Source organism: Robbsia betulipollinis (assembly GCF_026624755.1).
Classification (GTDB): domain Bacteria; phylum Pseudomonadota; class Gammaproteobacteria; order Burkholderiales; family Burkholderiaceae; genus Robbsia; species Robbsia betulipollinis.
On the sequence record NZ_JAPMXC010000002.1, the window covers coordinates 49,293 to 76,186 of the forward strand.

At 67.4% G+C, this 26,894-nt stretch carries 20 protein-coding genes and 1 tRNA gene; 12 read left to right on the forward strand and 9 right to left on the reverse strand.

The window, feature by feature from the left end; translation table 11 throughout:
* Window positions 1-21: 21 nt before the first annotated feature.
* From OVY01_RS12050 to OVY01_RS12065, 4 genes are all read right to left on the reverse strand, one after another.
* Window positions 22-885 (reverse strand): UDP-2,3-diacylglucosamine diphosphatase, encoded by an 864-nt coding sequence (locus tag OVY01_RS12050; RefSeq protein WP_267847817.1) that lies wholly within the window; start codon window positions 883-885, stop codon window positions 22-24.
* 10 nt (window positions 886-895) lie between these two features.
* Complete coding sequence (locus tag OVY01_RS12055; protein WP_267847818.1) at window positions 896-1,390, reverse strand: peptidylprolyl isomerase; 495 nt, start codon at window positions 1,388-1,390, stop codon at window positions 896-898.
* Between the two features lie 70 nt (window positions 1,391-1,460).
* Window positions 1,461-2,051, reverse strand: a complete 591-nt coding sequence (locus OVY01_RS12060) for a peptidylprolyl isomerase (RefSeq protein ID WP_267848065.1) — start codon at window positions 2,049-2,051, stop codon at window positions 1,461-1,463.
* An 85-nt stretch (window positions 2,052-2,136) separates the two neighbouring features.
* A complete protein-coding gene (locus OVY01_RS12065; protein WP_267847819.1) occupies window positions 2,137-2,904 on the reverse strand; it encodes a tetratricopeptide repeat protein in 768 nt (255 codons plus the stop codon).
* 141 nt (window positions 2,905-3,045) lie between these two features.
* Here OVY01_RS12065 and cysS point away from each other — a divergent pair, with 141 nt between their 5' ends.
* The 8 genes from cysS to OVY01_RS12105 all read left to right on the forward strand — a co-directional run bounded on the left by cysS (window position 3,046) and on the right by OVY01_RS12105 (window position 11,135).
* Window positions 3,046-4,443, forward strand: coding sequence for a cysteine--tRNA ligase (cysS, locus tag OVY01_RS12070; protein WP_267847820.1), 1,398 nt, complete (start codon window positions 3,046-3,048; stop codon window positions 4,441-4,443).
* Between the two features lie 140 nt (window positions 4,444-4,583).
* Complete coding sequence (locus OVY01_RS12075; RefSeq protein ID WP_267847821.1) at window positions 4,584-5,687, forward strand: DNA-3-methyladenine glycosylase family protein; 1,104 nt, start codon at window positions 4,584-4,586, stop codon at window positions 5,685-5,687.
* Window positions 5,688-5,833: 146 nt separating this feature from the next.
* Window positions 5,834-6,805, forward strand: coding sequence for an acetyl-CoA carboxylase carboxyltransferase subunit alpha (locus OVY01_RS12080; protein ID WP_267847823.1), 972 nt, complete (start codon window positions 5,834-5,836; stop codon window positions 6,803-6,805).
* A 46-nt stretch (window positions 6,806-6,851) separates the two neighbouring features.
* The gene (gene tilS / locus OVY01_RS12085) at window positions 6,852-8,537 is read left to right on the forward strand and encodes a tRNA lysidine(34) synthetase TilS (RefSeq protein ID WP_267847824.1); all 1,686 of its coding nucleotides are present in this window, start codon (window positions 6,852-6,854) and stop codon (window positions 8,535-8,537) included.
* 374 nt (window positions 8,538-8,911) lie between these two features.
* Entirely contained in the window at window positions 8,912-10,162 is a 1,251-nt protein-coding gene (locus tag OVY01_RS12090; protein WP_267847825.1) for an aspartate kinase, read from the forward strand.
* A gap of 103 nt (window positions 10,163-10,265) precedes the next feature.
* Window positions 10,266-10,359, forward strand: a tRNA-Ser gene (locus tag OVY01_RS12095).
* A gap of 223 nt (window positions 10,360-10,582) precedes the next feature.
* A complete protein-coding gene (locus OVY01_RS12100) occupies window positions 10,583-10,855 on the forward strand; it encodes a hypothetical protein (RefSeq protein ID WP_267847826.1) in 273 nt (90 codons plus the stop codon).
* 70 nt (window positions 10,856-10,925) lie between these two features.
* Complete coding sequence (locus OVY01_RS12105) at window positions 10,926-11,135, forward strand: hypothetical protein (protein WP_267847827.1); 210 nt, start codon at window positions 10,926-10,928, stop codon at window positions 11,133-11,135.
* A gap of 332 nt (window positions 11,136-11,467) precedes the next feature.
* Here the strand turns inward: OVY01_RS12105 and OVY01_RS12110 are convergent, their stop codons facing one another.
* Window positions 11,468-11,725: a hypothetical protein gene (locus OVY01_RS12110; RefSeq protein WP_267847829.1), complete on the reverse strand. Its 258-nt coding sequence runs from the start codon at window positions 11,723-11,725 to the stop codon at window positions 11,468-11,470.
* 185 nt (window positions 11,726-11,910) lie between these two features.
* Window positions 11,911-12,213, reverse strand: coding sequence for an ArsR/SmtB family transcription factor (locus OVY01_RS12115; protein ID WP_267848066.1), 303 nt, complete (start codon window positions 12,211-12,213; stop codon window positions 11,911-11,913).
* Between the two features lie 175 nt (window positions 12,214-12,388).
* Here OVY01_RS12115 and OVY01_RS12120 point away from each other — a divergent pair, with 175 nt between their 5' ends.
* Window positions 12,389-13,483: an NADH:flavin oxidoreductase/NADH oxidase gene (locus OVY01_RS12120; protein ID WP_267847830.1), complete on the forward strand. Its 1,095-nt coding sequence runs from the start codon at window positions 12,389-12,391 to the stop codon at window positions 13,481-13,483.
* A gap of 56 nt (window positions 13,484-13,539) precedes the next feature.
* On the opposite strand, the gene OVY01_RS12125 is transcribed toward OVY01_RS12120, so the two are convergent.
* Together OVY01_RS12125 and OVY01_RS12130 are read right to left on the reverse strand one after the other, a co-directional pair.
* Window positions 13,540-15,105, reverse strand: coding sequence for a UdgX family uracil-DNA binding protein (locus OVY01_RS12125; protein ID WP_267848067.1), 1,566 nt, complete (start codon window positions 15,103-15,105; stop codon window positions 13,540-13,542).
* 5 nt (window positions 15,106-15,110) lie between these two features.
* Window positions 15,111-16,322: a putative DNA modification/repair radical SAM protein gene (locus tag OVY01_RS12130; protein WP_267847831.1), complete on the reverse strand. Its 1,212-nt coding sequence runs from the start codon at window positions 16,320-16,322 to the stop codon at window positions 15,111-15,113.
* Window positions 16,323-16,460: 138 nt separating this feature from the next.
* Between OVY01_RS12130 and OVY01_RS12135 the strand changes: the two genes are divergently transcribed.
* Window positions 16,461-17,012 (forward strand): glutathione peroxidase, encoded by a 552-nt coding sequence (locus tag OVY01_RS12135; protein ID WP_267847832.1) that lies wholly within the window; start codon window positions 16,461-16,463, stop codon window positions 17,010-17,012.
* 133 nt (window positions 17,013-17,145) lie between these two features.
* A complete protein-coding gene (locus OVY01_RS12140) occupies window positions 17,146-19,521 on the forward strand; it encodes an ATP-binding protein (RefSeq protein WP_267847834.1) in 2,376 nt (791 codons plus the stop codon).
* Window positions 19,522-19,563: 42 nt separating this feature from the next.
* Here the strand turns inward: OVY01_RS12140 and OVY01_RS12145 are convergent, their stop codons facing one another.
* Window positions 19,564-20,526 carry a chemotaxis protein gene (locus tag OVY01_RS12145; protein ID WP_267847835.1) on the reverse strand — a complete coding sequence of 321 codons (963 nt, stop codon included), beginning with the start codon at window positions 20,524-20,526 and terminating at the stop codon, window positions 19,564-19,566.
* A 329-nt stretch (window positions 20,527-20,855) separates the two neighbouring features.
* Here OVY01_RS12145 and uvrA point away from each other — a divergent pair, with 329 nt between their 5' ends.
* Window positions 20,856-26,885, forward strand: a complete 6,030-nt coding sequence (uvrA, locus tag OVY01_RS12150; protein WP_267847836.1) for an excinuclease ABC subunit UvrA — start codon at window positions 20,856-20,858, stop codon at window positions 26,883-26,885.
* The last annotated feature ends 9 nt before the right edge of the window (window positions 26,886-26,894 follow it).

The window sequence follows — 26,894 nt, forward strand, 5'->3', positions numbered from 1 at the left end:
ACGGTGAGGGTCCCGGCACGCCTAGCGGATTGTCGAGAACGTCACCGCGATCTCCCGCAGGCCCTGGTCATCCAGGCGCAGGTAACCGCCGCGCGGCGGCGTCGTATCGAGTTCCCAGTCCGGCAGCACCCAGCGGGTGGCGGCGCGCCCGTCATGCGACTCGTCATGCCGCGCCGGGCGGTGCGTATGCCCCTGGATCATGCGCGTGGCCGCGCTCCGGGCAAACAGGGCGGCGACCGCGTCGCCATTGACGTCGCTGATATGCATGCGCGAGCCGCCCGCCTGTTCGCTGTTCGCCCGCATATTGCCGGCGAGCTTCATGCGCCAGCGGCGCGGCCATGCCAGAAACAGGCACTGGACCGCGCGGTGGCGCGCGAACCGGCGAAAACGCTGGTAACCGATGTCGTCCGTGCACAGCGCGTCGCCATGGGTGAGGATCCAGCGGGCGCCGGCGGTGTCGAGGATGAAGGGGTCGGGGATCAATTCGGCCGCGGCCGCGCGGGCGAAACGGCGCCCCAGCAGGAAATCCCGATTGCCGTGCATGACGCGCAGCGCGATGCCACGCGCCGCGAGGGAGGCCAGACGCGCGGCGACCGCGGCGGCGAACGGTGTGCGCAGCATGTCGTCGCCGATCCAGAATTCGAAAAGGTCGCCAAGAATGTAGACCGCGCCGACATCGTGTGCGTCGATCGCATCGATGAAGCGTTCGAACGCGGCGACCGTGCGCGGAATCGCCGGACTCAGATGCAGGTCGGCGAGAAAGAGGGTGGCGCGCCCGGCGGACGGCGCGGCGGGTTCCCCCGGCCGCGCCGCGTCGCCGGGCGGCGCGACCGGGCGTGTGAGCGGCGCCGCTGGCGCGACCGCGTCGCGGGGCGTCGCCGACATCGGCCTGACCTTATTCGGTGACGACCGCCTTCTCGATGATCACGTCGTCGACCGGCACGTCCTGGTGGAAGCCCTTGTTGCCGGTCTTCACCTTGCGGATCTTCTCGATCACGTCCAGGCCTTCGGTGACCTGACCGAACACCGTGTAGCCCCAGCCCTGCGGCGTCGGCGACGTGAAGTTCAGGAAGTCGTTGTCCGCGACGTTGATGAAGAACTGCGCGGTGGCCGAGTGCGGATCGTTGGTGCGCGCCATCGCCACGGAGCCCTTCACGTTCTTCAGGCCGTTGTTCGCCTCGTTGTCGACCGGGGCGTCGGTCGGCTTTTGCGTCATGCTCGGCTCGAAGCCGCCGCCCTGGATCATGAAGCCGTCGATCACGCGGTGGAACACCGTGTTGTCGTAGTGGCCCTTTTTCGCATAGGCGAGGAAATTGGCGACCGACTTCGGTGCCTTCTCGGCGTTCAGCGCGATCTTGATGATGCCGTGATTCGTGTGCAGTTCAACCATGTCGACTCCTGTCTGGTCGGTGAGGGGGGAAGCGCCGCCGGGCTGGCGGCGTTTCCGTATTGCTACGGTATTACTGTTTTACCACCGTCGCCGATTCGATGACGACCGGCGTGCGCGGCACGTCCGACATGCCGTCGCTGGAGCCGGTGGCGACGCCCTCGATCTTGCGCACCACGTCCATGCCCGCCGTCACCCGGCCGAACACCGCGTAGCCGTTGCCGTCCGGACGCGGATAGTCGAGATTCTTGTTGTCCGCGGTATTGATGAAGAACTGGGCGGTCGCCGAATCCGGGTCGCCCGTGCGGGCCATCGCCACCGCGCCGACGACATTGCTCAGGCCGGCGCGCGCCTCCAGCGGGATCGGCGCGCGCGTGGGTTTCTCGCGCAGGTTCGCATCATACCCGCCTCCCTGGATCATGAACCCCGGAATCACGCGGTGGAACACCGTGCCGGCATACTGCCCGTGATTCACGTAATCGAGGAAATTCGCGACCGTCTTCGGCGCCTTTTCCGGGAAGAGTTCGAGCGTGATCGGACCCTGTGACGTCTTCAGCAGCACCGTCGGATGCGTGGCACCGGCCGGGGGCGCCGCGCCGGCAAGGGCCGGGGCGAGCAGGGCGCTGCCCGCGAGCAGCAGCGAGAGAACGGCGGGGCGAAACATGGCGGACATGGCGGATACCTCGGTCGGGAAATCAGGGAGTCGGCGTGGAAACGGGGGCGATGTCGCAAACGCGCGGCACGTCGCCCTATTCGACGGTCGCGCCTACCGCGTCGTTGGTCGGCACGGACAGGATCGTCGGCGGCTGCGCGCCCATGCTCGGCACGAAGCCGCGCGCGTTGACCGCTTCGGCGCTCGTGGTGGCGGGCGCGTCGTCCGCCACGGGTGCCGGCGCGTGCGCCGGGCGGCGCGTGGCGGCGCTCGCCGGATGTGCGGCGAGGAGGGACTGGAGCGCCTTGGCGCGGCCCGCGGCGACGCCGTCGGACGGATCCTGACGCAGCGTCTGCTGGTAGCTGTCGGCGGCCAGGCGCAGGTAGATATCGCCCAGGTTGCGCCGCGCCAGCGCGAACGCCGGATTTGCCGCGAGGGCGGTTTCGAGCACCGCGCGCGCCTGCTGGTATTGCCCGCGCTTCGCGTACAGCGCGGCGAGGTTGTTGTAGGGCTCGGGCAGCTCCGGAGTGGTCTGCGTGATGTCGGTGAACGCCTGGATCGCCTCGTCGTCGCGGCCCATGCGCGCGAGTACCGTCGCGCGCTTGAAACGGGCCTGCACGTCGCGCGGGTTGGCGGCGACGCGCTTGTCGAGCGCGGCGAGAGCGGCCGGCCAGTTATTGCCCGCGATCGCCTGATCGGCCTCCGGCGTCAGGTCGCGGTGGTGCTTCGCCGACTGGGCCTGCGCGACGCCCGGCAGCACGGCGACGGTCGCCAGACCAGCCAGACAGAAGGCGCCCGCGGCGAACGTCGCGCAACGTACGGCAAGGTTCGCGGGAAAGGCTGGGCGGTCGCCGTGTAGTTTCATGTGCTCGATCTGGAATGTTATACTCCCTCGCATTCTAGCAAAACGTCGGGCCGTTCCGGGGAACGGTCCGACACGCTTCCCCCACACGGCCGGCTTGTTCCTCCACCAGCGCCGCTGATCTTCGCTCGCACGACACTCTCTATGGATTCGCTTCGCATCTACAACACGCTCGCGCGCGACAAACAGACTTTCGTGCCGATCCGGCCGGGCGAGGTGCGGATGTACGTCTGCGGAATGACGGTCTATGACTATTGCCATGTGGGTCACGCGCGGGTGCTGGTCGTTTTCGACATCGTGCAGCGCTGGCTGCGCGCGCTGGGCTATCAGGTGACCTATGTGCGCAACATCACCGATGTGGACGACAAGATCATCCGCCGCGCGGTGGAGAACGGCGAGACGATTGGCGCGCTGACCGACCGCTTCATCCGCTACATGCACGAGGACGCCCAGGCGCTGGGCGTGGCGCGGCCCGACATCGAGCCGCGCGCGACGGCTTTCCTGCCGCAGATGCTCGGCATGATCGATACTTTGGAGCGCGCGGGGTACGCCTATCAGGCGGACGACGGCGACGTGAATTTCTCGGTCCGGCGTTTCGCCGGCTACGGCAAGCTGTCCGGCAAATCGCTCGACGACCTGCGCGCCGGCGAGCGCGTGGCGGCCAATCAGGCGAAGCAGGATCCGCTCGACTTCGTCCTGTGGAAGCACGCGAAGGCGGACGAGCCGGAGGAAACGGGCTGGCCGTCGCGCTGGGGCCGCGGCCGCCCCGGCTGGCATATCGAATGCTCGGCGATGGCCTGCGCCTTGCTCGGCGAACATTTCGACATCCATGGCGGCGGGCAGGATCTGCAGTTCCCGCACCACGAGAACGAGATCGCGCAAAGCGCGGCGGCGAGCGGCAAGCCTCCGGTCAACTACTGGATGCACAATGGCTTCGTGCAGATCGACGACGAGAAAATGTCCAAGTCGCTGGGCAATTTCTTCTCGATCCGCGAGGTGTTGGCGCGTTTCGACGCGGAAGTCGTCCGGTTCTTCATCGTGCGCGCGCACTACCGCAGCCCGCTGAACTATAGCGATGCGCACATCGACGACGCACGGCAAAGTCTGACGCGCCTCTATACGGCATTGCGCGACATCGAAATCGACGAGGCGCCGCTGGACTGGCGCGATCCGCACGCGGTACGCTTTCGCGCGGCGATGAACGACGATTTCAATACGCCGGTGGCCGTCGCGGTGTTGTTCGAACTCGCCGCCGAGGTGAACCGCACCGCGTCGCCTGTGCAGGCGCGTCAGTTGCGGGAACTGGGGGCGGTGCTGGGCCTGCTCTCGCGCGAACCCCGGATGTTCCTGCAGGAGGCGGCTGGCGCCGACGCCGCGCCGGGGCTGGACCCGGCGGAGATCGACGCGCGCATCGCCCGGCGGGCCGCGGCGAAGCAGGCGCGGGACTTCGCGCTGGCCGACCGCATTCGCGCGGAACTGCTGGACGCCGGCATCGTGCTCGAAGACAAAGCCGGCGGCCTGACCGACTGGCGGCGCGGGTGAGCCCGGCGTCGTCGGGTTCAGGGGAACGGGCCGGCAAGCCGGCGATCGCTCCGGCCGCCCCGGTGGCGAGCCTGCCGGCGTACCCGTCGTCGCATCGCGCGTGGGCAGGCAAGACTGAGAAGACCGGAGATAATTGCTAGATGGCAACGGCCAGAAAAACGGCATCGTCGAAGACCGCTCCGCGCGCTTCGGAGGGTAAGACGGCGGGCAGCGCCATGGATGTCGTCGCGGCGAGAGCGGGGGCGGCACCACATGTGCCGGCATCCAAAACCGTGAAGGCGACGAAGACGACGAAGACGACGTCGACGAAGAAAGCGACGGCGGCGGGAAAGGCCGCGCGCCAGGACGAAACGGCCGGGAAAGGCGCGGCCGTGGTACCCGGCGTTGTGGTGTCGCAAGCTCCGGCCCTGGGCACGGTGGGCGTCCAGGATGTCGTGCTTGCCGATGGCGCGGTCGTGCATCGCGGCCACGCGCTTCCCGACGCGCAAGGCGATGCGAGCGGCGAGGACCGGGCGGGCGCGGCGCGGACGGTTGCCGTGCCGATGGGCGCCGTGCGGAAGGACGCGGCGGATGCCGGGCCCGTGAAGGCAGTCGCGGTGCAGATCGCCGATCTGATCCCCACCGTCGTGCGTCCCGAATACTGGGAACAGGCGTGCGCCGATCTGATGAAACGCGACCGCATCCTGAAAAAGCTGATTCCGCAATTCGGCCCCGTGCATCTGAAGGCGCGCGGCGACCCCTTCGTTACGCTGGCGCGCTCGATCATCGGGCAGCAGATCTCGGTGAAGGCCGCCCAGTCCGTCTGGGAACGCGTGCTGGCGGCCTGTCCGGACATCCTCCCGGCGGCGGTCGTCGAACTGGGTTACGAGCGGCTGGCCGCGTGCGGCCTGTCGCGTCGCAAGGCGGAGTACATTCTCGACCTGGGCCAGCACTTCGTCGGCGGGGCGTTGCATGTCGACCGCTGGGCGTCGATGGACGACGAGGATGTTATCGAGGAATTGACCCGCATCCGCGGCATCGGCCGCTGGACTGCCGAGATGTTCCTGATCTTCAACCTGATGCGCCCCGACGTCCTGCCTCTGGACGATCTGGGGCTGATCAAGGCGATCAGCGTCAACTATTTCAGCGGCGAACCGGTGACGCGCAGCGAGGCCCGCGAGGTCGCCGCCAACTGGGAGCCCTGGCGCACGGTGGCGACCTGGTATATGTGGCGCAGTCTGGAACCGGTGCCGGTGGTGTATTGAGCCGTCCGCCCGTCTTGCGTCGCGTTGCGTCGCGCCCGGCCGTGGGGCCGGCGCGACGCGCGCGCGGGGACGCCGACGGCCGATACGGAAGATGCCGCGCGCCCGTGTAGAATACGCGCTGGCCGGAACACGAGGATTCCCAATAAATGAAAACGACATTTCTGGATTTCGAGGCGCCGATCGCCGAACTCGAAGCGAAGATCGAAGAGCTTCGCTTCGTCCAGGACGATTCGGCGGTCGATATCTCGGAAGAGATCGAGCGCCTGTCGCGCAAGAGTCAGCAACTGACCAAGGACATCTACGCGAACCTGACGCCCTGGCAGGTCTCGCAGATCGCGCGTCATCCGCAGCGGCCCTATACGCTCGATTACATCGGCGAGCTGTTCACGGATTTTCATGAACTGCACGGCGACCGTTCCTACGCCGACGATCTTTCGATCATCGGCGGTCTGGCCCGTTTCAACGGTCAGCCCTGCATGGTGCTGGGCCAGCAAAAAGGCCGCGATACCCGCGAACGCGCGCTGCGCAATTTCGGCATGTCGCGTCCGGAAGGGTATCGCAAGGCCGAGCGCCTGATGCGGCTGGCCGAAAAATTCGGTTTGCCGCTGTTTACGTTCATCGACACGCCGGGGGCCTATCCCGGCATCGGCGCGGAGGAGCGGGGCCAGTCCGAGGCGATCGGCCGCAACCTCTACGTGATGGCGGAACTGAAGACGCCCATCATCGCGACGGTGATCGGTGAGGGCGGATCGGGCGGGGCGCTCGCGATCGCCGTCGGCGACGTCGTGCAGATGCTGCAGTTTTCGACCTACTCGGTGATCTCGCCGGAGGGGTGCGCGTCGATCCTCTGGAAAAGCGCGTCGAAGGCACCCGAGGCCGCCGAGGCGCTGGGCCTCACCGCGCATCGCCTGAAGGCGCTCGGCCTGATCGACAAGATCGTCAACGAGCCGCTGGGCGGCGCGCAGCGCGACCCCAAGGCCATGATGGCACTGTTGCGCCGCGCGCTGATCGATGCGCTGCGCCAGTTCCAGGGCATGAGCGTCCCCGACCTGCGCGCCCGGCGGTTCGAGCGGTTGATGGCGTATGGAAAATACAAGGAAACGTCGGTCGGCGTCTGAGGCCATACCGCAACTCGCCGCTGCGGCTTCTTCGTCCGCACGACAGGTGACGGACGCTGTCGAGCGTGCGCTCGTCGCGGCGCTGGCGCGCGTGGCGCACCGGGGACCGGTCGCGCTCGCCCTGAGCGGCGGTCTGGATTCGATGGTCCTGCTCGATGCGCTCGCGCGTCTTGGTGCCCGGTTTTCCCCGTCCATCCCGTCTCTTTCGCTCGCCCCGGACGATTCCACCGCACCGCCGGCGCTCGCCTGGTCCTTGTCCTGCCTGGCCATCCATGTGCATCACGGGCTGTCGCCCTCGGCCGATGCCTGGTTGCGTCATTGCGAAGCGGCTTGCGCCGCGCGCGGCGTGCCTTTCCTGTATGAACGGGTGGCGCTGGGCAACGGCGCGGGGCAGGGAATCGAAGCGGCGGCGCGCCGGGCCCGCTACGCGGTGCTCGAGCGCCTCGCGCGCGCACGGGGCGCCGGTGCCTTGCTGCTCGCGCAGCACGCCGACGACCAGGCCGAGACGGTGCTGCTGCAGATGCTGCGCGGCACCGGTCTGCCGGGCCTGAGCGCCATGCCGGGGGAACGTGCGCTGGGCACGGCGCAGGCGCCGCTGCCGCTGCTGCGGCCATTCCTGGATCTGCGGCGGGACGATCTCGAAGCCTACGCCGCGGCGCGGGCGCTGACATGGGTCGAGGACGCGTCCAATCGGGATCCGCGCTACCGCCGCAACGCGCTGCGACACCAGGTTTTTCCGGCGATTGCCGCCCATTTTCCGGATTATCGCCGCACGCTTGCGCGTACCGCGCGGCATGCGGCGGCGGCGCAGGCGCTGTGCGACGAGCTCGCACGGGACGACCTGCTGGCCTGCGCCGCACCGCCCGGCGCGATTGCCGCGGGGGCGTTGCCAATCGCGCCCGTACTGGCGCGCGCAGCCCTGCGCGGGCTGTCGGAACGCCGGCTGGCGAATCTGCTGCGTTTCTGGATGCGTGGCGCGGCGCTGCCCGCGGCGTCCGAGGCGCGGCTGGGTGAAATGATCCGGCAATTGCGCGCGGCGCCCGTAATGGGGGCGGACTCGTACTCGGGCCTGGGCGAAACCCCGGGTGCCGCCCCGCGCATCGAGATCGCGCACGCGGCGTATCTGCTGCTGGGCCATCGTGATCAGGTTTTCTGGACGTCCGACCGCCGGCACGATGCCCAGACCCGGGGTCCCGCCCCGCTGGTTGAGCTGCGGTATGAAGGGCAGCCCGTTTGGCGCCTGCCCGCCTGGCATGGCGAACTGCAGTTCGTGACATGCGACGCGCACCGGGGCGCAGGGGCGGAGACCGCCGCCGAGAAGGGCATGCCGCACCGCGCCGCGACCCCGTTCGCCGCGGACGGGACGGATGCGGCGGATGCCATGGAAGCGCCGCTGCATGACATCACCGTGCCGGCGGCGCGCCTGCGCGGGGCGGTGCTGGGCGCGCGCGCGCGTGGGGGCGGCGAGCGGCTGCGCCTGGGTGCCGGACGGCCGTCGCGCTCGCTGAAGCAGCTTTTCCAGAGCGCCGGCGTGGCGCCATCGCAGCGCGCCGTGCCCTTGTTTTACCTGGACGGCCAGTTGTTCTTCGTGCCTTTGCTGGGGGGCTGCGTTCCCGGGCCGGAGAGGCCCGCGGCGACCAGGGAGGACAAGGCGCGCGTCACCCTGCCGCACCCCGGCGGCACCGCGATGATCCGGCTGCGCTGGGTGCCATGGCGCGACGGCGATGGATGAACGACCTGACCTCCGGTGCGCGCCGGGCGCCTGCAGGGCAGGGCGCGGCATGCTTATTCGGCGGTAATGCTTGTTTTTCGCGACCGCATCCTGTATTTTTTTCATCTTTTCGCCATACGCCGGGATGTACGCCGCTCTCCCCGCGCGCATGTCGGCCGATGCCCGGGCTGCGCAAGACGCGCCACGGGCGGGCGCCCCGCCACCCGCGCGGGGGAGGACGAGACCCCGTCCGCAGCGCCAGGCAGGACCGCGTTCGGCTCGGCGTCCGACCTTTCGCGCGGGTGCCGGACCGGGGAGCATCGGCCGCGCACCCTGAAACACCGAAGACTGCGCGCACGCCGATTCGCGGCGCGCGCCACTGACCCCTGAAGACCATGTCATTGATCGTACACAAGTATGGCGGCACCTCGATGGGCTCGGTCGAGCGCATCAAAAACGTCGCCAGGCGGGTCGCCAAATGGCACCGTGCCGGCCATCAGCTGGTGGTCGTGCCGTCGGCGATGTCCGGCGAGACGAACCGGCTGCTCACGCTCGCCCACGAAATCTCGGCGCAGCCGAGTCCGCGCGAGCTCGACATGATCGCCTCTACCGGCGAGCAGGTCAGCGTCGGGCTGCTGGCGCTGGCCCTCCAGGCCGAGGGCCTCGAAGCGGTCAGCTACGCCGGCTGGCAGGTTCCGGTGAAAACCGACAGCGCCTTTGCGAAGGCGCGCATCGAAAGCATCGACGGCACCAAGGTCAAGGCGGATCTGGACGCCGGCCGCGTCGTGGTGATCACCGGCTTTCAGGGCGTCGACCCGGACGGCAACATCACGACCCTCGGGCGGGGTGGCTCGGACACCTCGGCCGTGGCCATCGCCGCCGCGCTGGACGCGGCCGAATGCCTGATCTATACCGATGTCGATGGGGTCTATACCACCGATCCGCGCGTCGTCGAGGAGGCGCGGCGTCTGGACCGGGTGACGTTCGAGGAAATGCTGGAGATGGCGAGTCTCGGCTCGAAGGTCCTGCAGATCCGTTCCGTCGAATTCGCCGGCAAATATCGCGTCAAGACGCGCGTATTGTCGAGTCTGACCGACCCGCTGATCGCGCTCGAGCAAGAGATGCGCTCCGGCACCCTGATTACCTTTGAAGAAGACGAGACCATGGAAAAAGCAGTCATCTCGGGCATCGCGTTCCAGCGCGACGAAGCGCGCATCGCCGTGATCGGCGTGCCGGATCGTCCGGGTATCGCGTATCAGATCCTCGGTCCGGTCGCCGACGCGAACATCGACGTCGACATGATCATCCAGAACCAGAGCGTCGAGGGCAAGACCGACTTCACTTTCACCGTCGGTCGCGGCGATTACGCGCGCGCGATGGCGATCCTGAACGACCAGGTGAAGAATCACGTTGCCGCCGAGCGGGTGCTGGGCGAGCCGAAGGTGTCGAAGGTCTCCGTGGTGGGCGTGGGCATGCGCTCGCATGTGGGCATCGCCAGCACGATGTTCCGTACCTTGTCGGAGGAGGGCATCAACATCCAGATGATCTCGACCTCGGAAATCAAGATCTCCGTGCTGATCGACGAAAAATACACCGAGCTCGCCGTGCGCGCGTTGCACAAGGTCTTCGGGCTGGAAACCGCCTGAGCGAAGGTCGTCCGAAAACACGATATCTTCACGTTGTGTTTGACCGCGAGTCCAGGAGCCGCTATGATTCTGCTTCCCCTGAACGCCAGGGGAATGCAAGAACGGAGACGTGGCCGAGAGGTCGAAGGCACTCCCCTGCTAAGGGAGCATGTGGGCCAAAACCTGCATCAAGGGTTCGAATCCCTTCGTCTCCGCCAGGTATTTTCCGGAAAGACTCCGATGCATTCCGACGAGTTAGAGCTTTTCCGGTGTTGAAAGGGCCTTCGGGCCCTTTTTTCATGATTGTTCGACGCCTCGCCCGGTATGCCGCGCGAGGCGTTGTGTCATGCGGAACCGGCGTGTGACGATTAGCATCGCCCCTCTAGATCCAATCGCGCATCGGCAACGTAGAACAGGAAACAACGTGGAACGGGATCTGCAATGACGCCGTCGGACATCATCGACCATTTCGAGCACGCATGGAAAAGGGGCGACCTGCTGTCGACCACCGCACAACTGGACCAATACGTCATCTGGATCAGCGAACACTGGGAAACGCTATCCGCGCGGGAACGCGAAGTCATGCTTTCGGTCGGCGCGGCGGTGTTTCGTCAGTGGATGTCGGGCGCGGGATCTGCCCTGGCATCGTCCTGTCGCGACGACGCGCAGCACGCGCCCCGAGACGAAGGGATTGCCGTCATGTGCGAGCGGTGAGCGCATTGCATGCCGCTCGCGCGCGAGCGGGTCCGCCGATTGCTCCATAGGGGGTCAACCGGAGATTGCCATGCGAGCTCACGATATCGTCGTTCACCTGGAACACCGTTGCGTGGAAAGCGAAACGTTTCCCACGCCGGCAAGCATGGCACGCTATATCCGATGGCTTAGCGAGAACTGGTCCCGGTTCAGCGAAGCCGAGCACGGCGTGCTGCTGTCGATGGGCGCGCTGGCCTTTCACCACCTGCTGAGCGACGAGTGGGGCGCGTCCGCGGTCTAGCCCCGCCCTGGGCTGGCCGGTCGGCTTATCGGGAGCAGGTGCCGCCTTTATGATGCGGCCCCGTGCCACCGTGGATATGGGTGCCCTTCGGGCAGGCCTGAGCGGCGGACGCGGCGACCAGCGATACCAGCAGAACGGCAAGCATTTTTTTCAATTTCTTTCCCCGTATGGGCGCCGTGCGTGCACGGCAGGCGCCGGTAAGCGCCGGGAAACGTTCCCGGCATTAACGCTCATGGTAACCGAGCCCCGGCTTGGCGGCACGAACCGCATGGGGGAAAATCGGCGCGGGTTCCGCGCGTGCAGCATTGCCGCACGCGGTGGTCGCTTCCGGCTCAAGCGCGGTGATACGGCAGTGCCGGTGCTCCCAGATCCTTCCACGGGTAAGGCGCGGGGTCCGTCTCCGCCGCGTCGACGCTGAAACGTCGGAGCTGGATCGTCAGAACCGGCGTGCCGTCGTCGTCGATCGCCAGGACCGCGGAGCTGACGCCGGCGATGGGCGTGCCGTCCGCCAGTTCCACGACAGGTAGTGCGGGCGTACGGCCCTGTCCGCTGCGGACGGTCAGCAAGACCGGTTTGCGTGCTTGTTCCATGTTCGCTCCTCGAGCCATGACTGCGGCTTTTCCCGCCGTCATGGCAGGCCGGACCGCGTCTCTCCCGTGATGGGGTCGTCCGCCTCCGTGCCGCGCTCGTCCGCGTGACCTGCGTCGGACGTTACGGGAAAGGTAACCGCTTCGTGCGACGAGGTCTGTGGGTCCTCACACGCTACGCGAGACAATCAGGACGGCTGCTTCAGGACCGTCTCCAGCAGGCCGGGGAAGCGCTGGTTCAACTCCGCCGCGCGCAGGGTATTCTGATGCAGGGTACCGACGATGCGTGTGCGGACCAGTCCCGCCTCGCGCAGGATGCGGAAATGATGGGACATGCTCGATTTCGGCCGCCCGCCATCCAGTTCGCCGCAACTGGCCTCGCTCACGCGGGCCAGATGGCGCACGATCCCGAGCCGCACGCTGTCGCTCAGCGCATGGAAGACATGCTCGAGGGTGACGTCCTCGACGGCGGGATGGGAATAGGAGCGCATGGCGGTCGTCGGCAACGGAAGTGGAAGGGGAGAATCCATGCGATAATCCATTGTTCGATATTTATCGAAGAATGGTAATTGGACTTCAGTGTAACGCCGTTCGCGTGTCTTGCGCGATAGACAGGGTTGCACGGAATTTTACAAACTTTCCGGATGTTCCGGTCGGAGTTTTCAGATGACTGCTTTATTTGATTCCTACACCTTGAAGGGCGTGACGTTGCGCAACCGCATCGCCGTGCCGCCGATGTGCCAGTATTCGGCCGAGGACGGTTTGCTCAATGACTGGCATCGGGTGCATCTGGCCGGCCTCGCGCGCGGCGGCTCGGGCGTGGTGATCGTCGAGGCGACCGCGGTCGCGCCGGAAGGCCGGATCACGCCGGGATGCCTCGGTCTCTGGAACGACGCGCAGGCGCAGGCGTTTGCGCCCGTCGTCGCCGCGATCAAGGCGGCCGGTGCGGTGCCGGGCATCCAGATCGCGCACGCCGGCCGCAAGGCGAGCGCGAACCGGCCGTGGGAAGGCGACGACCATATCGCCGACGATGCCCGCGGCTGGCAGACGCTGGCGCCATCGGCGATCCCGTTCGGCGCGAATCTGCCCAAGGTGCCCAAGGCGATGACGCTCGACGATATCGCCCGCGTGCGTCAGGATTTCGTCGCCGCCGCGAAGCGCGCGCTCGACGCCGGCTTCGAATGGCTCGAACTGCATTTCGCGCATGGCTATCTGGCGCAGAGTTTCTTCTCGACGCATTCGAACCAGCGCGACGACGCCTACGGCGGCAGCCTCGAGAACCGCAGCCGTTTCCTGCTGGAGACGCTGGCGGCGGTTCGCGAAGTCTGGCCCGAGCATTTGCCGCTGACCGCGCGTTTCGGCGTCATCGAATATGACGGCCGCGACGAGCAGACGCTCGCCGAATCGATCGAACTGGCGCAGAACTTCAAACGAGGCGGGCTCGACATGTTGAGCGTGAGCATCGGTTTCTCGACGCCGAACGCCGCGATTCCCTGGGCGCCGGCATTCCTCGCGCCCGTAGCGGAGCGCGTGCGCCGGGAATCGGGCCTGCCGGTGTCATCGGCCTGGGGCATCGATACGCCGGCGCTCGCGCAGCAGGTCGTGGCGGCGGAGCAGCTCGACCTGGTGATGGTCGGACGCGCGCAGCTCGCCGACCCGCACTGGCCGTACTATGCGGCGAAGAAGCTGGGTCTGGAGCGTCCGTCCTGGACCCTGCCGGCGCCGTATGCGCACTGGCTCGAGCGCTACGCGGTCGGCTGACGGGCGGCTGGCGTCCCCCGGGAAAGCGGGACGTTCCCATCCAGGCGTTCGGCGTTCTAGGAAAGCAGGGCGTTCCCATCGATGGGCGCGTCGACGAGCGCCTGCGCGCGCGCGAGCGCGGCGACGATGGTGTCGAGCGCGGCGTCCCGCTGCGCCGCCGCGCTCTGCCGCAGCGCATACGCGGGGTGGTAGGTGGCGAGCACCCAGCGTCCTGCGAATGTGAAAGGCGCGTCGAGATAGGGCGTCAGCGCCACGCGGCGTTTGAGCAGGGCGGTGAGGGCGGTGGCGCCCAGCGTCACGACCACGGCCGGGCGCACGGCGTCCAGTTCCCCGTCGAGCCAGTGGCCGCAGGCCTCGATCTCGCGCTGCTGCGGGGTCTTGTGCAGGCGGCGCTTGCCGCGGGGCTCCCACTTGAAATGTTTGACCGCATTGGTCAGATAGACCTCCGCGCGCGGCAGGCCGGCGCGTTGCAGCGCGGTATCGAGCAGTTGTCCCGCCGGGCCGACGAAGGCGCGGCCCGCCAGATCCTCCTGGTCTCCCGGTTGCTCGCCGATCACCATGATGCGGGCGGCCGCCGGCCCTGCGCCCGGCACCGCCTGCGTGGCCGCACGCCACAGTTCGCAGCGCCGGCAGGCATCCAGCGTCGTCGCCGTGTCGCGAACCGGCTGCGCGCGTTCCGCGTCCACCGGAATCACCTTGCCCGAGACCCTTCCCATTGCGCCCACCGCGCGCGCCTGCGCCAATTGGCGCGAACCGCTGCGGGCCTCGCTGACCATCGCCGGAATCAGGCGGCTTTCCGGCAATCCCTTCCAGTAACGAACCGGCATGTTCTGCTCGAGCGCCGATTCGTTGAGACGCGCCGGGTTGAAGATACTCTGGTAGTACGTCAGCCACAGGGCCTGGGACCGGTCGGCATGGTCGTGGGCATGGTCGGCCGCCACGGCGTTGCGCCGTTCGATACGCAGGACGGCGCCATCCCACAGCGCCGCGCCGCGCGGCGTGGTGATCAGCCAGCTGGTGCGGCCCATGCGCTGCGCGAAGTATTCCGCGCCCCAGGCGAGGATGTCGTGGGCAGGCTCGTACCATGCGACATATTCGGGCGCACCGGCCGCCGCCGGGCGTTGCTGGAAACGCACGTACGCCATCATGTCGTGTTTGTCGCGCCGCACGCCCTTCGCCATCCGGTGCAGCCGCGCGCCGTCCTCGTCCGCGGGCGAGGCGACATGCCGCTCGCCACGCGTCCAGCGCCACAGCACCCGATAGAGAAAGGCCCAGCGCTGCACATCGTCGAACAGCGCGGCATCGCCCAGCAATACGCGCAGTTCCCGCGAGACGCTGATCGTGGCTTCTCCGGCTGCCGAGGCTTCCCCGCCCGGCAAGGGCTCCTCGTCCGGCAAGACCGTATGCGCCGGCGGCGACACGGTATCGGTATCGGTATCGGTATCGGTATCGGTACCCTCGCGCGTATCGAACAGCGACAGCGCGGGTGCCGGTCCGCCCGGACGCATCGGATCGCCGCGCACGCGCCATTCGATCAGCGCTGGCGCCATCCCGGCCGCGATCGCACGTAAGGCGGCGGCACGCCAGCTCGCGAAGGTGTCGTCGATCTCGATCGCCTGCATCCCGGTCACAGGAGCGAGAGCTGGACCGGCGGTACGAGCAAGGACTGGCGCAGCCGTTGCGACGGCACATCGCGCAGCGGCGGCCGATAGTCGACGGTGACGACGAAAGGCTTGATCTTCTCCATGCTGCAGCGCAGCCGGACCAGATCCCCGTAATGCACGCGATGCGTGCGGCGCAATTCGACCAACCGCTTGGCGTTGCGCATCCCGATACCCGGCACCCGGGCGATCATGCGCAGCGGCGCGGTATTGAGATTGACGGGAAAATGCTCGCGGTGGGCGAGCGCCCACGCCAGCTTCGGATCGATGTCGAGCGCCAGGTTGCCCGGCCCGTCGAGGAGTTCCGCGGCAGTGAAGCCATAGCCGCGCAGCAGGAAATCCGCCTGATACAGCCGATGTTCGCGTTGCAGCGGCGGTGCCTGCAGCGGCACGGCCGCCGGACTGTCGGGAATCGGACTGAAGGCGGAATAGTAGACGCGCTTGAGCCGGTACGATCCATAAAGCGTCTCGGCCGTATCCAGGATGGTGCGATCGTCGGTCGCGTCCGCACCGACGATCATTTGCGTGCTTTGTCCGGCCGGCGCGAAACGTGGGCCCCGCGGTTCGCTGCTCGCTTCCTCCGACGCGATGCGGATCGCGCCCATCGCGCGCTTGATCGTACGCCCGCTCTTCTCCGGCGCGAGGCGTTGCAGACCGCCGTCGGTGGGCAGTTCGATATTGACGCTGAGGCGGTCGGCGAACCGGCCGGCCTGCGCGATCAGGCGGGCGTCGGCGTCCGGGATCGTCTTCAGATGGATGTACCCGCGGAACTGATGATCTTCCCGCAGCGATTGCGCGACCCGCACCAGTTGTTCCATCGTGTAGTCGCTCGACTGGATCACCCCGGAACTGAGGAACAGACCGTCGATGTAGTTGCGGCGGTAGAAATCCATCGTCAGGTCGACGACTTCCTTCGGGTTGAACCGCGCGCGCGGCACGTTGCTGGAGCGGCGGTTGATGCAGTACTGACAGTCGTACAGGCAGAAATTCGTCAGGAGGATCTTGAGCAGCGACACGCAGCGCCCGTCGGGCGTGAAGCTGTGGCAGATGCCGGCACCGGTGCTCGCCCCCAGTCCCTCGATGCCGCGTGACGCGCGCTTCGGCGCGCCGCCGCTCGCGCAGGAGGCATCGTACTTCGCGGCATCGGCGAGGATTTCCAGCTTTTCGGAGAGTTCCATCGATGCCTCTTGACTGTTCGTTTGTACAGTATTCTACGCGCTTTCCCCGGGTTCGGCCGAGTCGTGCGCCGTCGGGATCGGATGCAATCGGGTAGTATCGATCCGATTCCGTTCAACACAGCTGCCGAGGACAACGCCATGACCCAGACCATTTACGATATCCCCGTCCAATCGATCGACGGGTCGCCGACGACACTTGCCCAATTCAAGGGCAAGGTGCTGCTGGTCGTCAACGTGGCGTCGAAGTGCGGACTCACGCCGCAATACGAAGGTCTGGAGAAGCTGTACAAGGACTGGCACGCCAAGGGGCTGCAGATCCTGGGCTTTCCGGCGAACAACTTCAAGGGCCAGGAGCCGGGCAGCGACGCGGAGATCGCATCGTTTTGCAGCCTGACCTACGACGTGACGTTCCCGATGTTCTCGAAGATCTCGGTCGTGGGCGCCGATCAGCATCCGCTGTACCACGCGCTGACGATCGCGCAGCCGCATGCGACCGGCGACGGCCCCTTCCGGGAGCGCCTCGAAGGCTATGGCATGACGCCCAACACGGCGCCCGAAGTCCTGTGGAATTTCGAGAAGTTCCTGGTCGATGCCGAGGGCGAAGTGGTGGGACGATTCGCGCCGGACGTCGCCGCGGACGATCCCCGCCTGCTGGCGGCGGTCGAAGCGGAACTCGCGAAAGCGCATTGAGGCTGCCGCGTGGCGGGCAATTCCTGCCGCGCGGGAAGGGATAGGAAGCAGATGCGGCCATAGGGGGCCACGTGCCGAGGCGTCGTGCCACGCGTGGAGGGCGCGCCGGTCCTCGAACGCCGCAGGAGGACATATGTTTGGTCCCGAGATGCGTGCGGATGGTGTGCGGTCCAGCGTGAGCGCATCGCGTGCGCAGGAAGCGGCCGATGCCGATCGTGAACAGGCGACGGCGGGCCGCTCCTTTGAACTCCAGAGAAATTTGCTGCGGATGGTGGCCGGAGGGTCGGCCATTCTCGCCGCCCTGTTCATCTCGATCGTCGCGGTCAATGACTGGCACGACCGCGTGGCGACCTACGCCACCGTCGCCATGCGCACCGCGTGTGCGGTGGAAGAGCATGCGCTCAAAGTGTTGCAGCTCAACGAAGCGCTCGAACAGCAGGTCGTCGATTACCTCGACGGGTTCGACGACGGCGACTTCGAGAGGTTGCAGCCGCGCATCCACGCGCACCTGTGCGCGATGGCCCTGCATATTCCGTCGGTCGTCTCGATCTACGTCACGAATGCGCAGGGGGCGATCGTGGCATCGAGCATCGCCTATCCGGTGCCGCGCGTCGCTCTGACGCGTCAGCCCTATCTGCGCGGCGCGATGGCGGGCAGGGCACTCGACGAAGTATCGCCGCTGTTTGTCGGCGCGATCAGCCATGAACGGCTCTTCAGCACCACCGCCAGACGCACCCGTGCGGATGGCGGCTTCGATGGCATCGTGTCGATCGCCCTGCGTCCCCGCTATTTCACGGCGTTCTATCGCGAGACCGCCGGCGTGTCGCCGCCCTGGAGCTTGCGGCTGAGCCGCATCGATGGCGCGGTGCTCGCCCGCTATCCTCCGGCCGTGGAAGCGCATGCGCCGGCCGGGACCGACGCCGGGAGCGCAAACGGGCCGGCTTTCGCCGTGGATCCCGTTTCGGACGGCGGCGAGAACGCGGCGGCGCTCCACGCGCTGGCGGCGGGGAAAACGGCCGGACTGTTCACGCCGCGCTCGGTGTTCGACGCGGGCACCGGCGATGCGGGCACCGGCGTGCTGGCTTTTCGCAAGGTGGACGGCTTTCCGGTCTTCGTCAGCGCCAGCGTTTCGCTGGCCGCCATCCGGGCGGAATGGCTGCGTCACATGGGCCTGCTGACGGCCTCGTTGTTGCTGCCGTGCCTGTTGCTGTGGAGCGTCATCGCCTGGTCGTTGCACCGGCTTGCACGCGGCGAGCGGGACTGGCGCGAGCTCCAGGCGGAAGTCGCCGTGCGCAAGGGAGTCGAGGAAGCCTATCGGCAGTCGCTCAAGATGGAAGCGCTCGGGCGCCTCGTGGGCAACGTCGCGCATGAGTTCAACAATCTGCTGATGGTCGTCTCGGCGAATACGCAGCTGGTCCGGTTCGCGGATGCGCCGAAGGTGGCGCCTCAGATCGCGGCGATCGAGCGGGCCGTGCGCGACGGGCAGAGCCTCACGCGCCAATTGCTGGGCGTGGCGCGCAAGCAGCCGCTGCGCGTCGAGCCAATCGCACTGTACGGCTGGCTTGCCATGCAGGAACAGCGCCTGCGCGAAGTGCTGGGTAGCGTCGTGGTCCTGTCGTGGACCGTGCCCGATGCCTGCCGCGTTCGCGTCGATCCCTACGAATTCGAACTGGCGCTCACCAACGTCGCGCTCAATGCGCGCGACGCGATGCCCGCTGGTGGCCGTTTCACGATCCGAGCCGCGACGCGCTGGTGCGATGGGCGGGAGGCGCCGTCGTTGCAGGGTGAATTCGTGTGCATCACGTTGCGGGACACCGGCATCGGCATGGAGCCGGCGGTGCTGTCGCGGGCGTTCGAACCCCTGTTCTCGACGAAAAGCAAAGGGCGGGGCATGGGGCTGGGCCTGCCGCAGGTCTTTGCGTTCTGCGAACAGGCGGGCGGCATGGCCCGAATCGAGAGCGTGCCGCGCGACGGGACCACGGTCACCCTCTATTTGCCGCGCGATACGCTGCCACAACCGACGCAACACGCGATGCAACACGTGGTGCCAGCAGTGCCGATGGGGCAACACGCAACGTCGGCGCTGCGGCCGGTCGTCGCCGCCGCGGTGCAGCCGGCGGACCCGGCCGCCGCGGTGGCGCTGCGCATCCTCCTGGTGGAGGACGACGACGCGGTGGCCGAGGCCAACGGGGCGTTGCTGGCGACCATGGGGCATACGGTGCAGCGGGCCGTCACCGCGGACGCGGCGATGGCGCTGTTCGAGCGCGGCGCGGCGAGCGCGATCGATGTCGTGGTCTCGGACATTCAGATGCCCGGCGCGATGAACGGCATCGACCTCGCCGAACGGCTGGCGCAGGTATTTCCGCGACTCCCGGTGCTGCTGGTGACCGGCTATACCCGTGAACTGGAGCGGGCGCGGCAGGCGAACCGGCCGGTGTTTTCCAAGCCCTTCGACATCGTGGCGCTGGACCGCATGCTCCGGAATATCGGCGCGCGTGGCACGGCTTGAAACGCCCCGGTCAGACGGCCGGGGCGCGGTGCTCCAGGTACCTCAGGTGCCGGTCTTGCGCATCGCCTCGCGCATGACGGTGGCCAGCTCCTCGGCGACGAACTTCGAGACATAGGCATTCGCGCCCACGCGGCGTACATGTTCTTCGTTCGCGGAACCCGACAGCGATGAATGGATCACGACCGGGATCGCCTGCAGGCCGCTCGCGGCCTTGATGCGGCGCGTCAGGGTGAAGCCATCCATCTCGGGCATTTCGAGATCGGTCAGGACCAGGGCGATATCGTCGGTGACGTCGGTACCGGCTTCCAGCGCCTTGCGCTGCGCGCTTTCGAGCACGGCCCAGGCTTCCTGACCCGTCTTGGTCATGACATAGGGCACGCCCATCGCCGACAGACTTTGCTCGATGAGGCTGCGCGCCACGCCGGAGTCGTCCGCCGCCAGCACCCGCGCGCCGGGTTTGAGCAGCAGCCGGCCCACGCTCGATTCATTGATCTCCTGCTCGGCCGCGGGCATGACATCGCGCAGGATCTGCTCGACATCGAGGACCTGCGCGAGGCGCGAACCGTCGACATTGCCGTCGAGCCGGGCGAAGCTCGTCACCGTGTTGCCGCCCGAGCAGGTTTCCGCCGACAGCACCTGATTCCATTCGAGACGCACGATCTCTTCGACCTCCTCGACCGCGAAACCCTGGGTGGTGCGGGCGAATTCGGTCACCAGCAGGATCTTGTGGCCGCTGCGCGGAGTACAGCCGGTGATGCGCGGCAGATCGATCACGGGCAGGATCTGGCCGCGAATGTCGGCGACGCCCAGAATCTCCGGGGGCGAGCCGGCGATGGCGGTGATGGGCGGCATCGCCAGGATCTCGCGGATCTTGAAAACGTTGATGCCATACAGTTCCCGTTGCGACGACTCCGGCGATTCTCCCAGGCGAAACAACAATAATTCGAACATGTTGTTGCCTGCGAGCCGAACGCGTTGTTCGATGTCTTGTTGCGAGTTGCTCATCTTGGGGTCTCCAGAACCGATCGCCGCAATCGTGCGGATAGCTGATTAACGGCAACGGTCACGCGAAGTTGAGAAATTTTGTGCTTAGCGTTTTCAACGGCTTACGTGCCTCGACAAGCGGTTCCGGCGCGCCGCCGCGCGTCCGGGTCGTGCAGCCGAAACTGTATGGGTGTACAGTATCCATCGCGCTTCGGCCAGGTCGCCCCCCCTGAGCGGCCAGGTTTCTGCGTGTATTCTGTTTGTTACCCCGGCCAGCGGACGCCGCCCTGCGCGCAGGCGCGCCGCCGCCGTCTTCGAATCGATCTGCCTCATTGAATCGGACAGGAATAGTGTCGTCAAACAAGCCCATCCGCATCCGCGGCGCACGCCAGCACAATCTCAAAAATATCGATCTCGACCTGTACGCCGGTGAAATGACCGTCGTCACCGGGCCTTCCGGATCGGGCAAATCGAGTCTGGTGTTCGACACCCTGTATGCGGAGGGACAACGCCGCTATGTCGAAACCTTCAGCGCCTATGCGCGGCAGTTTCTCGACCGGATGGACCGTCCGCAGGTCGACCGCGTGGACGGCGTGCCGCCTGCGATCGCGATCGATCAGACCAATCCGGTGCGCAGTTCGCGCTCGACGGTCGGGACGATGACCGAGCTGAACGATCATCTGAAGCTGTTCTATGCGCGCGCGGCGGAGCTGTTCGACCGGGAGACGGCGCGTCAGGTGCGGCATGACACGCCCGAGACGATCTACGCGACCCTGCTGGAGCGCACGCGCGAGCGCGATCCCCGGATCGCGATCACGTTTCCGGTGGAGCTGCCCGCCACGGCGAGCGACGCCGAAATCGAGCAGTGGCTGTCGGCCAGCGGCTACACGCGCGTGCAGGCCAGGCGCACGGTGGCGACCGAGAGCGGCGAGCGGCAACTGCTCGACGTGGTGGCGGACCGCTTCCGCCTGCACGGCACCGAGCGGGTGCGGGCGATGGAGGCGATCGAGGGCGCGCTGCTGCGCGGCACCGGCCGCGTCGACGTGTACTGTCTGGACGACACGGCGGAACCGGCGATCTGGCGCTTCTCCACCGGGCTGCACAGCCCGGATAGCGACATCCGCTATGCCGAACCGCAGCCGGCGCTGTTTTCCTTCAATTCCGCGTACGGCGCCTGCGAGACCTGCCGCGGCTTTGGCCGCGTGATCGGCGTCGACCTCGGCCTGGTGATCCCGGACGAGCGCAAGACCCTGCGCGAGGGCGCGGTCAAGACGATGCAGACGCCGGCCTGGAAGGAAAATCAGGACGATCTGCTGCGCCATGCCGGGCCGGCGGGCGTGCGCTGCGGTGTGCCGTGGAGCGAACTTACGCAGCGGGAGCGCGACTGGGTGATCGACGGCGCGCCGGACTGGAAGGGCAAGTGGAAGACCCAATGGTACGGCGTGCGGCGCTTCTTCGACTATCTCGAATCGAAAGCGTACAAGATGCATATCCGGGTGCTGCTGTCGAAGTACCGCAGCTACACCCGCTGTCCGACGTGCGACGGCGCGCGCCTGAAAACCGAATCGCTGCTCTGGCGCCTGGGCACGAAGCCGCAGGCGGACGCGGTGCTGGCGCCGGCCGGGCGTTTCATGCCGCGTGGGGTGAGCTGGACGCCGGCGCAACTCGCGGCCCTGCCCGGTCTGACCGTGCATGACCTGATGCTGATGCCGATCGAGCGCATCCGGCGCTTCTTCGACACGCTCACGCTGCCCAGCACGCTGCTCGACGATGCGCTCAGGCTGCTGCACGAGGAAGTCCGTACGCGTCTGCGCTATCTGTGCGACGTCGGGCTCGGCTATCTGACGCTCGACCGGCAAAGCCGCACGCTGTCGGGCGGCGAAGTGCAGCGCATCAATCTGACGACCGCGCTGGGCACCTCGCTGGTCAACACGCTGTTCGTGCTCGACGAGCCCAGCATCGGTCTGCATCCGCGCGACCTGAACCGCATCGTCGAGGCGATGCACCGGCTGCGCGATGCCGGCAACACGCTGGTGGTGGTCGAGCACGATCCGTCGGTGATGCTCGCCGCGGACCGGCTGATCGACATGGGCCCGGGGCCCGGCGAACGTGGCGGCGCCATCGTCTATGACGGTTTGCCGCAGGATATCGAGCAGAGCGACACGCTCACGGGTGCCTACCTGGGCGGGCGCAGGCACGTTGCGAACGCGACGAACTGGCAGCGGCGGGCGGTGGACGCGGGCACGCCGCGCCTGGTGCTCGAAGGCGTCACCGCGCACAACCTGCGCGACGTCACCGTCGAAATCCCGTTGCAGCGGCTGGTGTGCGTGACGGGTGTCTCGGGTTCCGGGAAATCGACGCTGATCCAGGACGTGCTGGCGCCGGCGCTGGCCCGCCATTTCGGCAAGGCCAGCGAAACGCCCGGCGCGTACCGTGCGCTGTCCGGCGAAGCGGCGCTCAGCGACGTGGTCTTCGTCGACCAGTCGCCGATCGGCCGCACCGCGCGTTCGAACCCGGCCAGCTATGTGGGCGCCTTCGACGAACTGCGCAAACTGTTTGCGAAAGCCCCGCTTGCCGCGCAACGCGGGTATGGCGCCGGCATGTTCAGCTTCAATTCGGGCGACGGGCGGTGTCCGACCTGTGGCGGCTCGGGCTTCGAGCATGTCGAAATGCAGTTCCTGAGCGACGTCTATCTGCGCTGTCCCGACTGCGACGGCCGCCGCTACCGGCCGGAGATCCTCGATGTGAAGATCGAAAGGACGCTGCCCGGCACGGACGGCGACGACGGCGCGCCAGCCACGGCGCGCGAGTTGAGCATCGCGGACGTGCTGGAACTCACGGTCAGCGAAGCGGTCGCGCTGTTCGCCGGCGATGCCGCGGTGCTGCGCGTGTTGCAGCCGATCGTGGACGTCGGGCTCGAATACGTGAAGCTCGGTCAACCGGTACCGACCCTGTCCGGCGGCGAGGCCCAGCGGCTGAAGCTGGCGGGCTTTCTGGCCGAGACCTCCGGCGACGCGCCACGCGGGCCGGCGCGTCTCTTCATGTTCGACGAACCGACCACCGGCCTGCATTTCGACGACATCGCCAAGCTCATGCAGGCGATGCGGCGCCTGCTCGAACGCGGTCATTCGCTGATCGTCATCGAGCACAATCTCGACGTCATTCGCGCGGCGGACTGGATCATCGATCTCGGTCCCGAGGGCGGCGACGCCGGCGGCGAAGTGGTCTGCGTGGGCACGCCACAGGATCTGCAGGGATGCGCGCAGTCGCATACCGGGCAGGCCCTGATCGCGTACGAGCAGGCGATGGCGCCCGGCGCGGCGGCGCGGCTCGCCGCCAGCCGCGGCGCGGACGACGGCGTCGCGCTTCAGCACGCGGCCGAGGTGGTGCGGGCGCGGCGTGCACTGCAGGGCGAGGACGTGGTGCGCATCGTCAACGCGCGCGAGCACAATCTGAAATCGCTCGACGTCGATATCCCGCACGGCAAATTCAACGTGATCACCGGGGTCTCGGGTTCGGGCAAGTCGACGCTGGCGTTCGACATCCTGTTTCACGAGGGGCAGCGGCGCTATCTCGAATCCCTGAATGCCTACGCGCGCTCGATCGTGCAGCCGGCGGGACGCCCGGAAGTGGATGCGGTGTACGGCATTCCGCCGACGGTGGCGATCGAGCAGCGGCTCTCGCGGGGCGGCCGCAAGAGTACCGTGGCGACCACGTCCGAAGTCTGGCATTTCCTGCGCCTGCTGTACGTGAAACTCGGCATTCAGCACTGCATCTACGACGGCGCGGCCGTGACCGCGCAGAGCGCGGAGTCGATCCTCGCCCAGTTGATGCGGGATCACAAGGGGCAGCACGTGGGTCTGCTCGCGCCGCTGGTGATCAACCGCAAGGGCATCTATACCGATCTGGCCAAGTGGGCGAAGGCGCGCGGCAATACCCATCTGCGGGTGGACGGCGAATTCCTCGGCGTGGATCCCTGGCCCAAACTCGACCGTTTCAAGGAACACACGATCGAGCTGCCGGTCGGCGATCTGGTGATTTCCGCCGCCGAGGAGCCGGCCCTGCGCGCACTGCTGGAGGCGACGCTCGAACTGGGCAAGGGCGTGATGCATCTGCTCGCGCCGCTCGACGGCCTGGATATCGCGATGGCGAAGGGCAGGCGCACCAAGGGCATCGGCGCCACCAAGGTGTTCTCGACCAAGCGCGCCTGTCCGGTCTGCGGCACCAGTTACCCCGAACTCGATCCGCGGATGTTTTCGTACAACAGCAAACACGGCTGGTGCACGACCTGCGTCGGCACAGGTTTGCAACTAACGGGCGAGCAACGAAACATCTACGACGACACGCTCCTCGCCGAGGACAATCGCGGGCGCGAACAGACCATTCCGTCCGCGCAGCAGGAGCCCGACGATGTCGGCGACCAGCCATGCGGCGATTGCGGCGGCTCGCGGCTCAACCCGACGGCGCGTGCGGTGACGTTCGCCGACGAGGCGATCACGGAGGTGGCACGCTGGACCGTCAGCGAAACGCGCGCCTGGGTCGCGTCGTTGACGCTGCACGGACGCGATGCGGAAATCGCGCGCGACGTGCTGAGTGAGATCGAGGGCCGTCTGCAGTTCCTGGAGGAGGTCGGCCTGGGGTATCTGAGTCTGGAACGGGCGGCGCCCACGCTCTCGGGCGGCGAGGCGCAACGCATCCGGCTGGCCGCACAGCTCGGCAGCAACCTGCAGGGCGTGTGCTATGTGCTGGACGAACCGACGATCGGCCTGCACCCGCGCGACAACCGGATCCTGCTCGACGCGCTGCGCAAGCTCGGCGACAAGGGCAATACGCTGGTGGTGGTCGAGCACGACGAGGACACGATCCGGCGTGCCGACCACATCATCGATATCGGGCCGGGCGCCGGCAAGCGCGGCGGCAGGGTGGTGGCGCAGGGCAGCGTCGCCGATCTCGCCGCGCAGCCGGACTCGTTGACCGGACAGTTCCTCGCGCATCCGATCGTCCACCCGCTGCAGGCGCGACGCGACGTGCGGCCGGCGAAGGGCGCCCGTGCCGCCGTGCCGGAACGCTGGCTGACGGTCGAGGGAGCGAATCTGCACAATCTGAAAAACGTCACCGCGAGCCTGCCGTTGTCGCGACTGGTCGCGATCACCGGCGTCAGCGGCTCGGGCAAGTCGACGCTCGCGCGCGACGTGCTGATGGCGAATCTGCTCGATGCGGTGGGCCGTTCGGTGCTGTCGTCGCCGGCCACGCGACGCGCGCGCGCAAGCGCGCAGGCCGCTTCCGGCACGACCCGGAATGCGGCGAAGGCCCGCTCCAGCGTGCTCGCACGTGAAGCGCCCCGCCTGCAGTTCGACGTCACGCATGCCTGGCAGGGGTGCAGTGGCGTGACGGGCTGGGAGACGATCGACCGCGTGCTCGAAGTGGATCAGACGCCGATCGGCAAGACGCCGCGCTCCTGCCCGGCGACCTATATCGGTATGTGGGACACGATCCGCAAGCTCTTTGCCGACACGCTCGAATCGCGCGCACGCGGCTATACGGCCTCGCGCTTTTCCTTCAATACCGGCGCGGGGCGCTGTCCCGCCTGCGAAGGCCAGGGCGTACGCACGATCGCGATGAGTTTCCTGCCTGACGTCAAGGTGCCGTGCGATGTCTGTCACGGCCAGCGCTTCAATCCCGAGACGCTGGCGGTAACGTGGCGCGGCAAGAACATCGGCGAGGTACTGACGATGGAAGTCGACGAGGCGGTCGATTTCTTCGCGGCGATGACCAGCATCGCGCATCCGCTGCAATTGATGAAGGATGTCGGGCTCGGTTATCTGACGCTGGGGCAGCCGTCGCCGACGCTGTCGGGCGGCGAGGCGCAGCGCATCAAGCTGGTGACCGAACTGAGCAAGGTGCGCGACGACGTGGCGCGGCGCGGGCAGAAGATTCCGCATACGCTCTACGTGCTGGACGAGCCCACGGTCGGTCTGCATATGGCCGATGTCGCGAAACTGATCCGCGTGCTGCACCGGCTGGTACAGGCGGGTCACAGCGTGGTGGTCATCGAGCACGACCTCGACGTCATCGCCGAGGCGGACTGGATCATCGACCTGGGTCCGGAGGGCGGCTCCCAGGGCGGCGAGATCGTCGCCGCAACCGACCCCCTGACGCTCGCGGCGAACCCGCGCAGCCACACCGGCGTCGCCCTGGGACCCGTACTGGCGCGCGTGGCGTCCGGGGTGCCGAGCGCCCTGGATGCCGGCACCACGCTTGGGGACGGCGCCGGGGTGCCGGGAGCGTCGAGCCTATCGGCCGGTCCGGATACCGCTTCGGATACCGCTTCGGATACCGCGGTCGAGGCGCCGGCGACCCGCGTCTGGCCGCCCGCGTGATGGTATTAG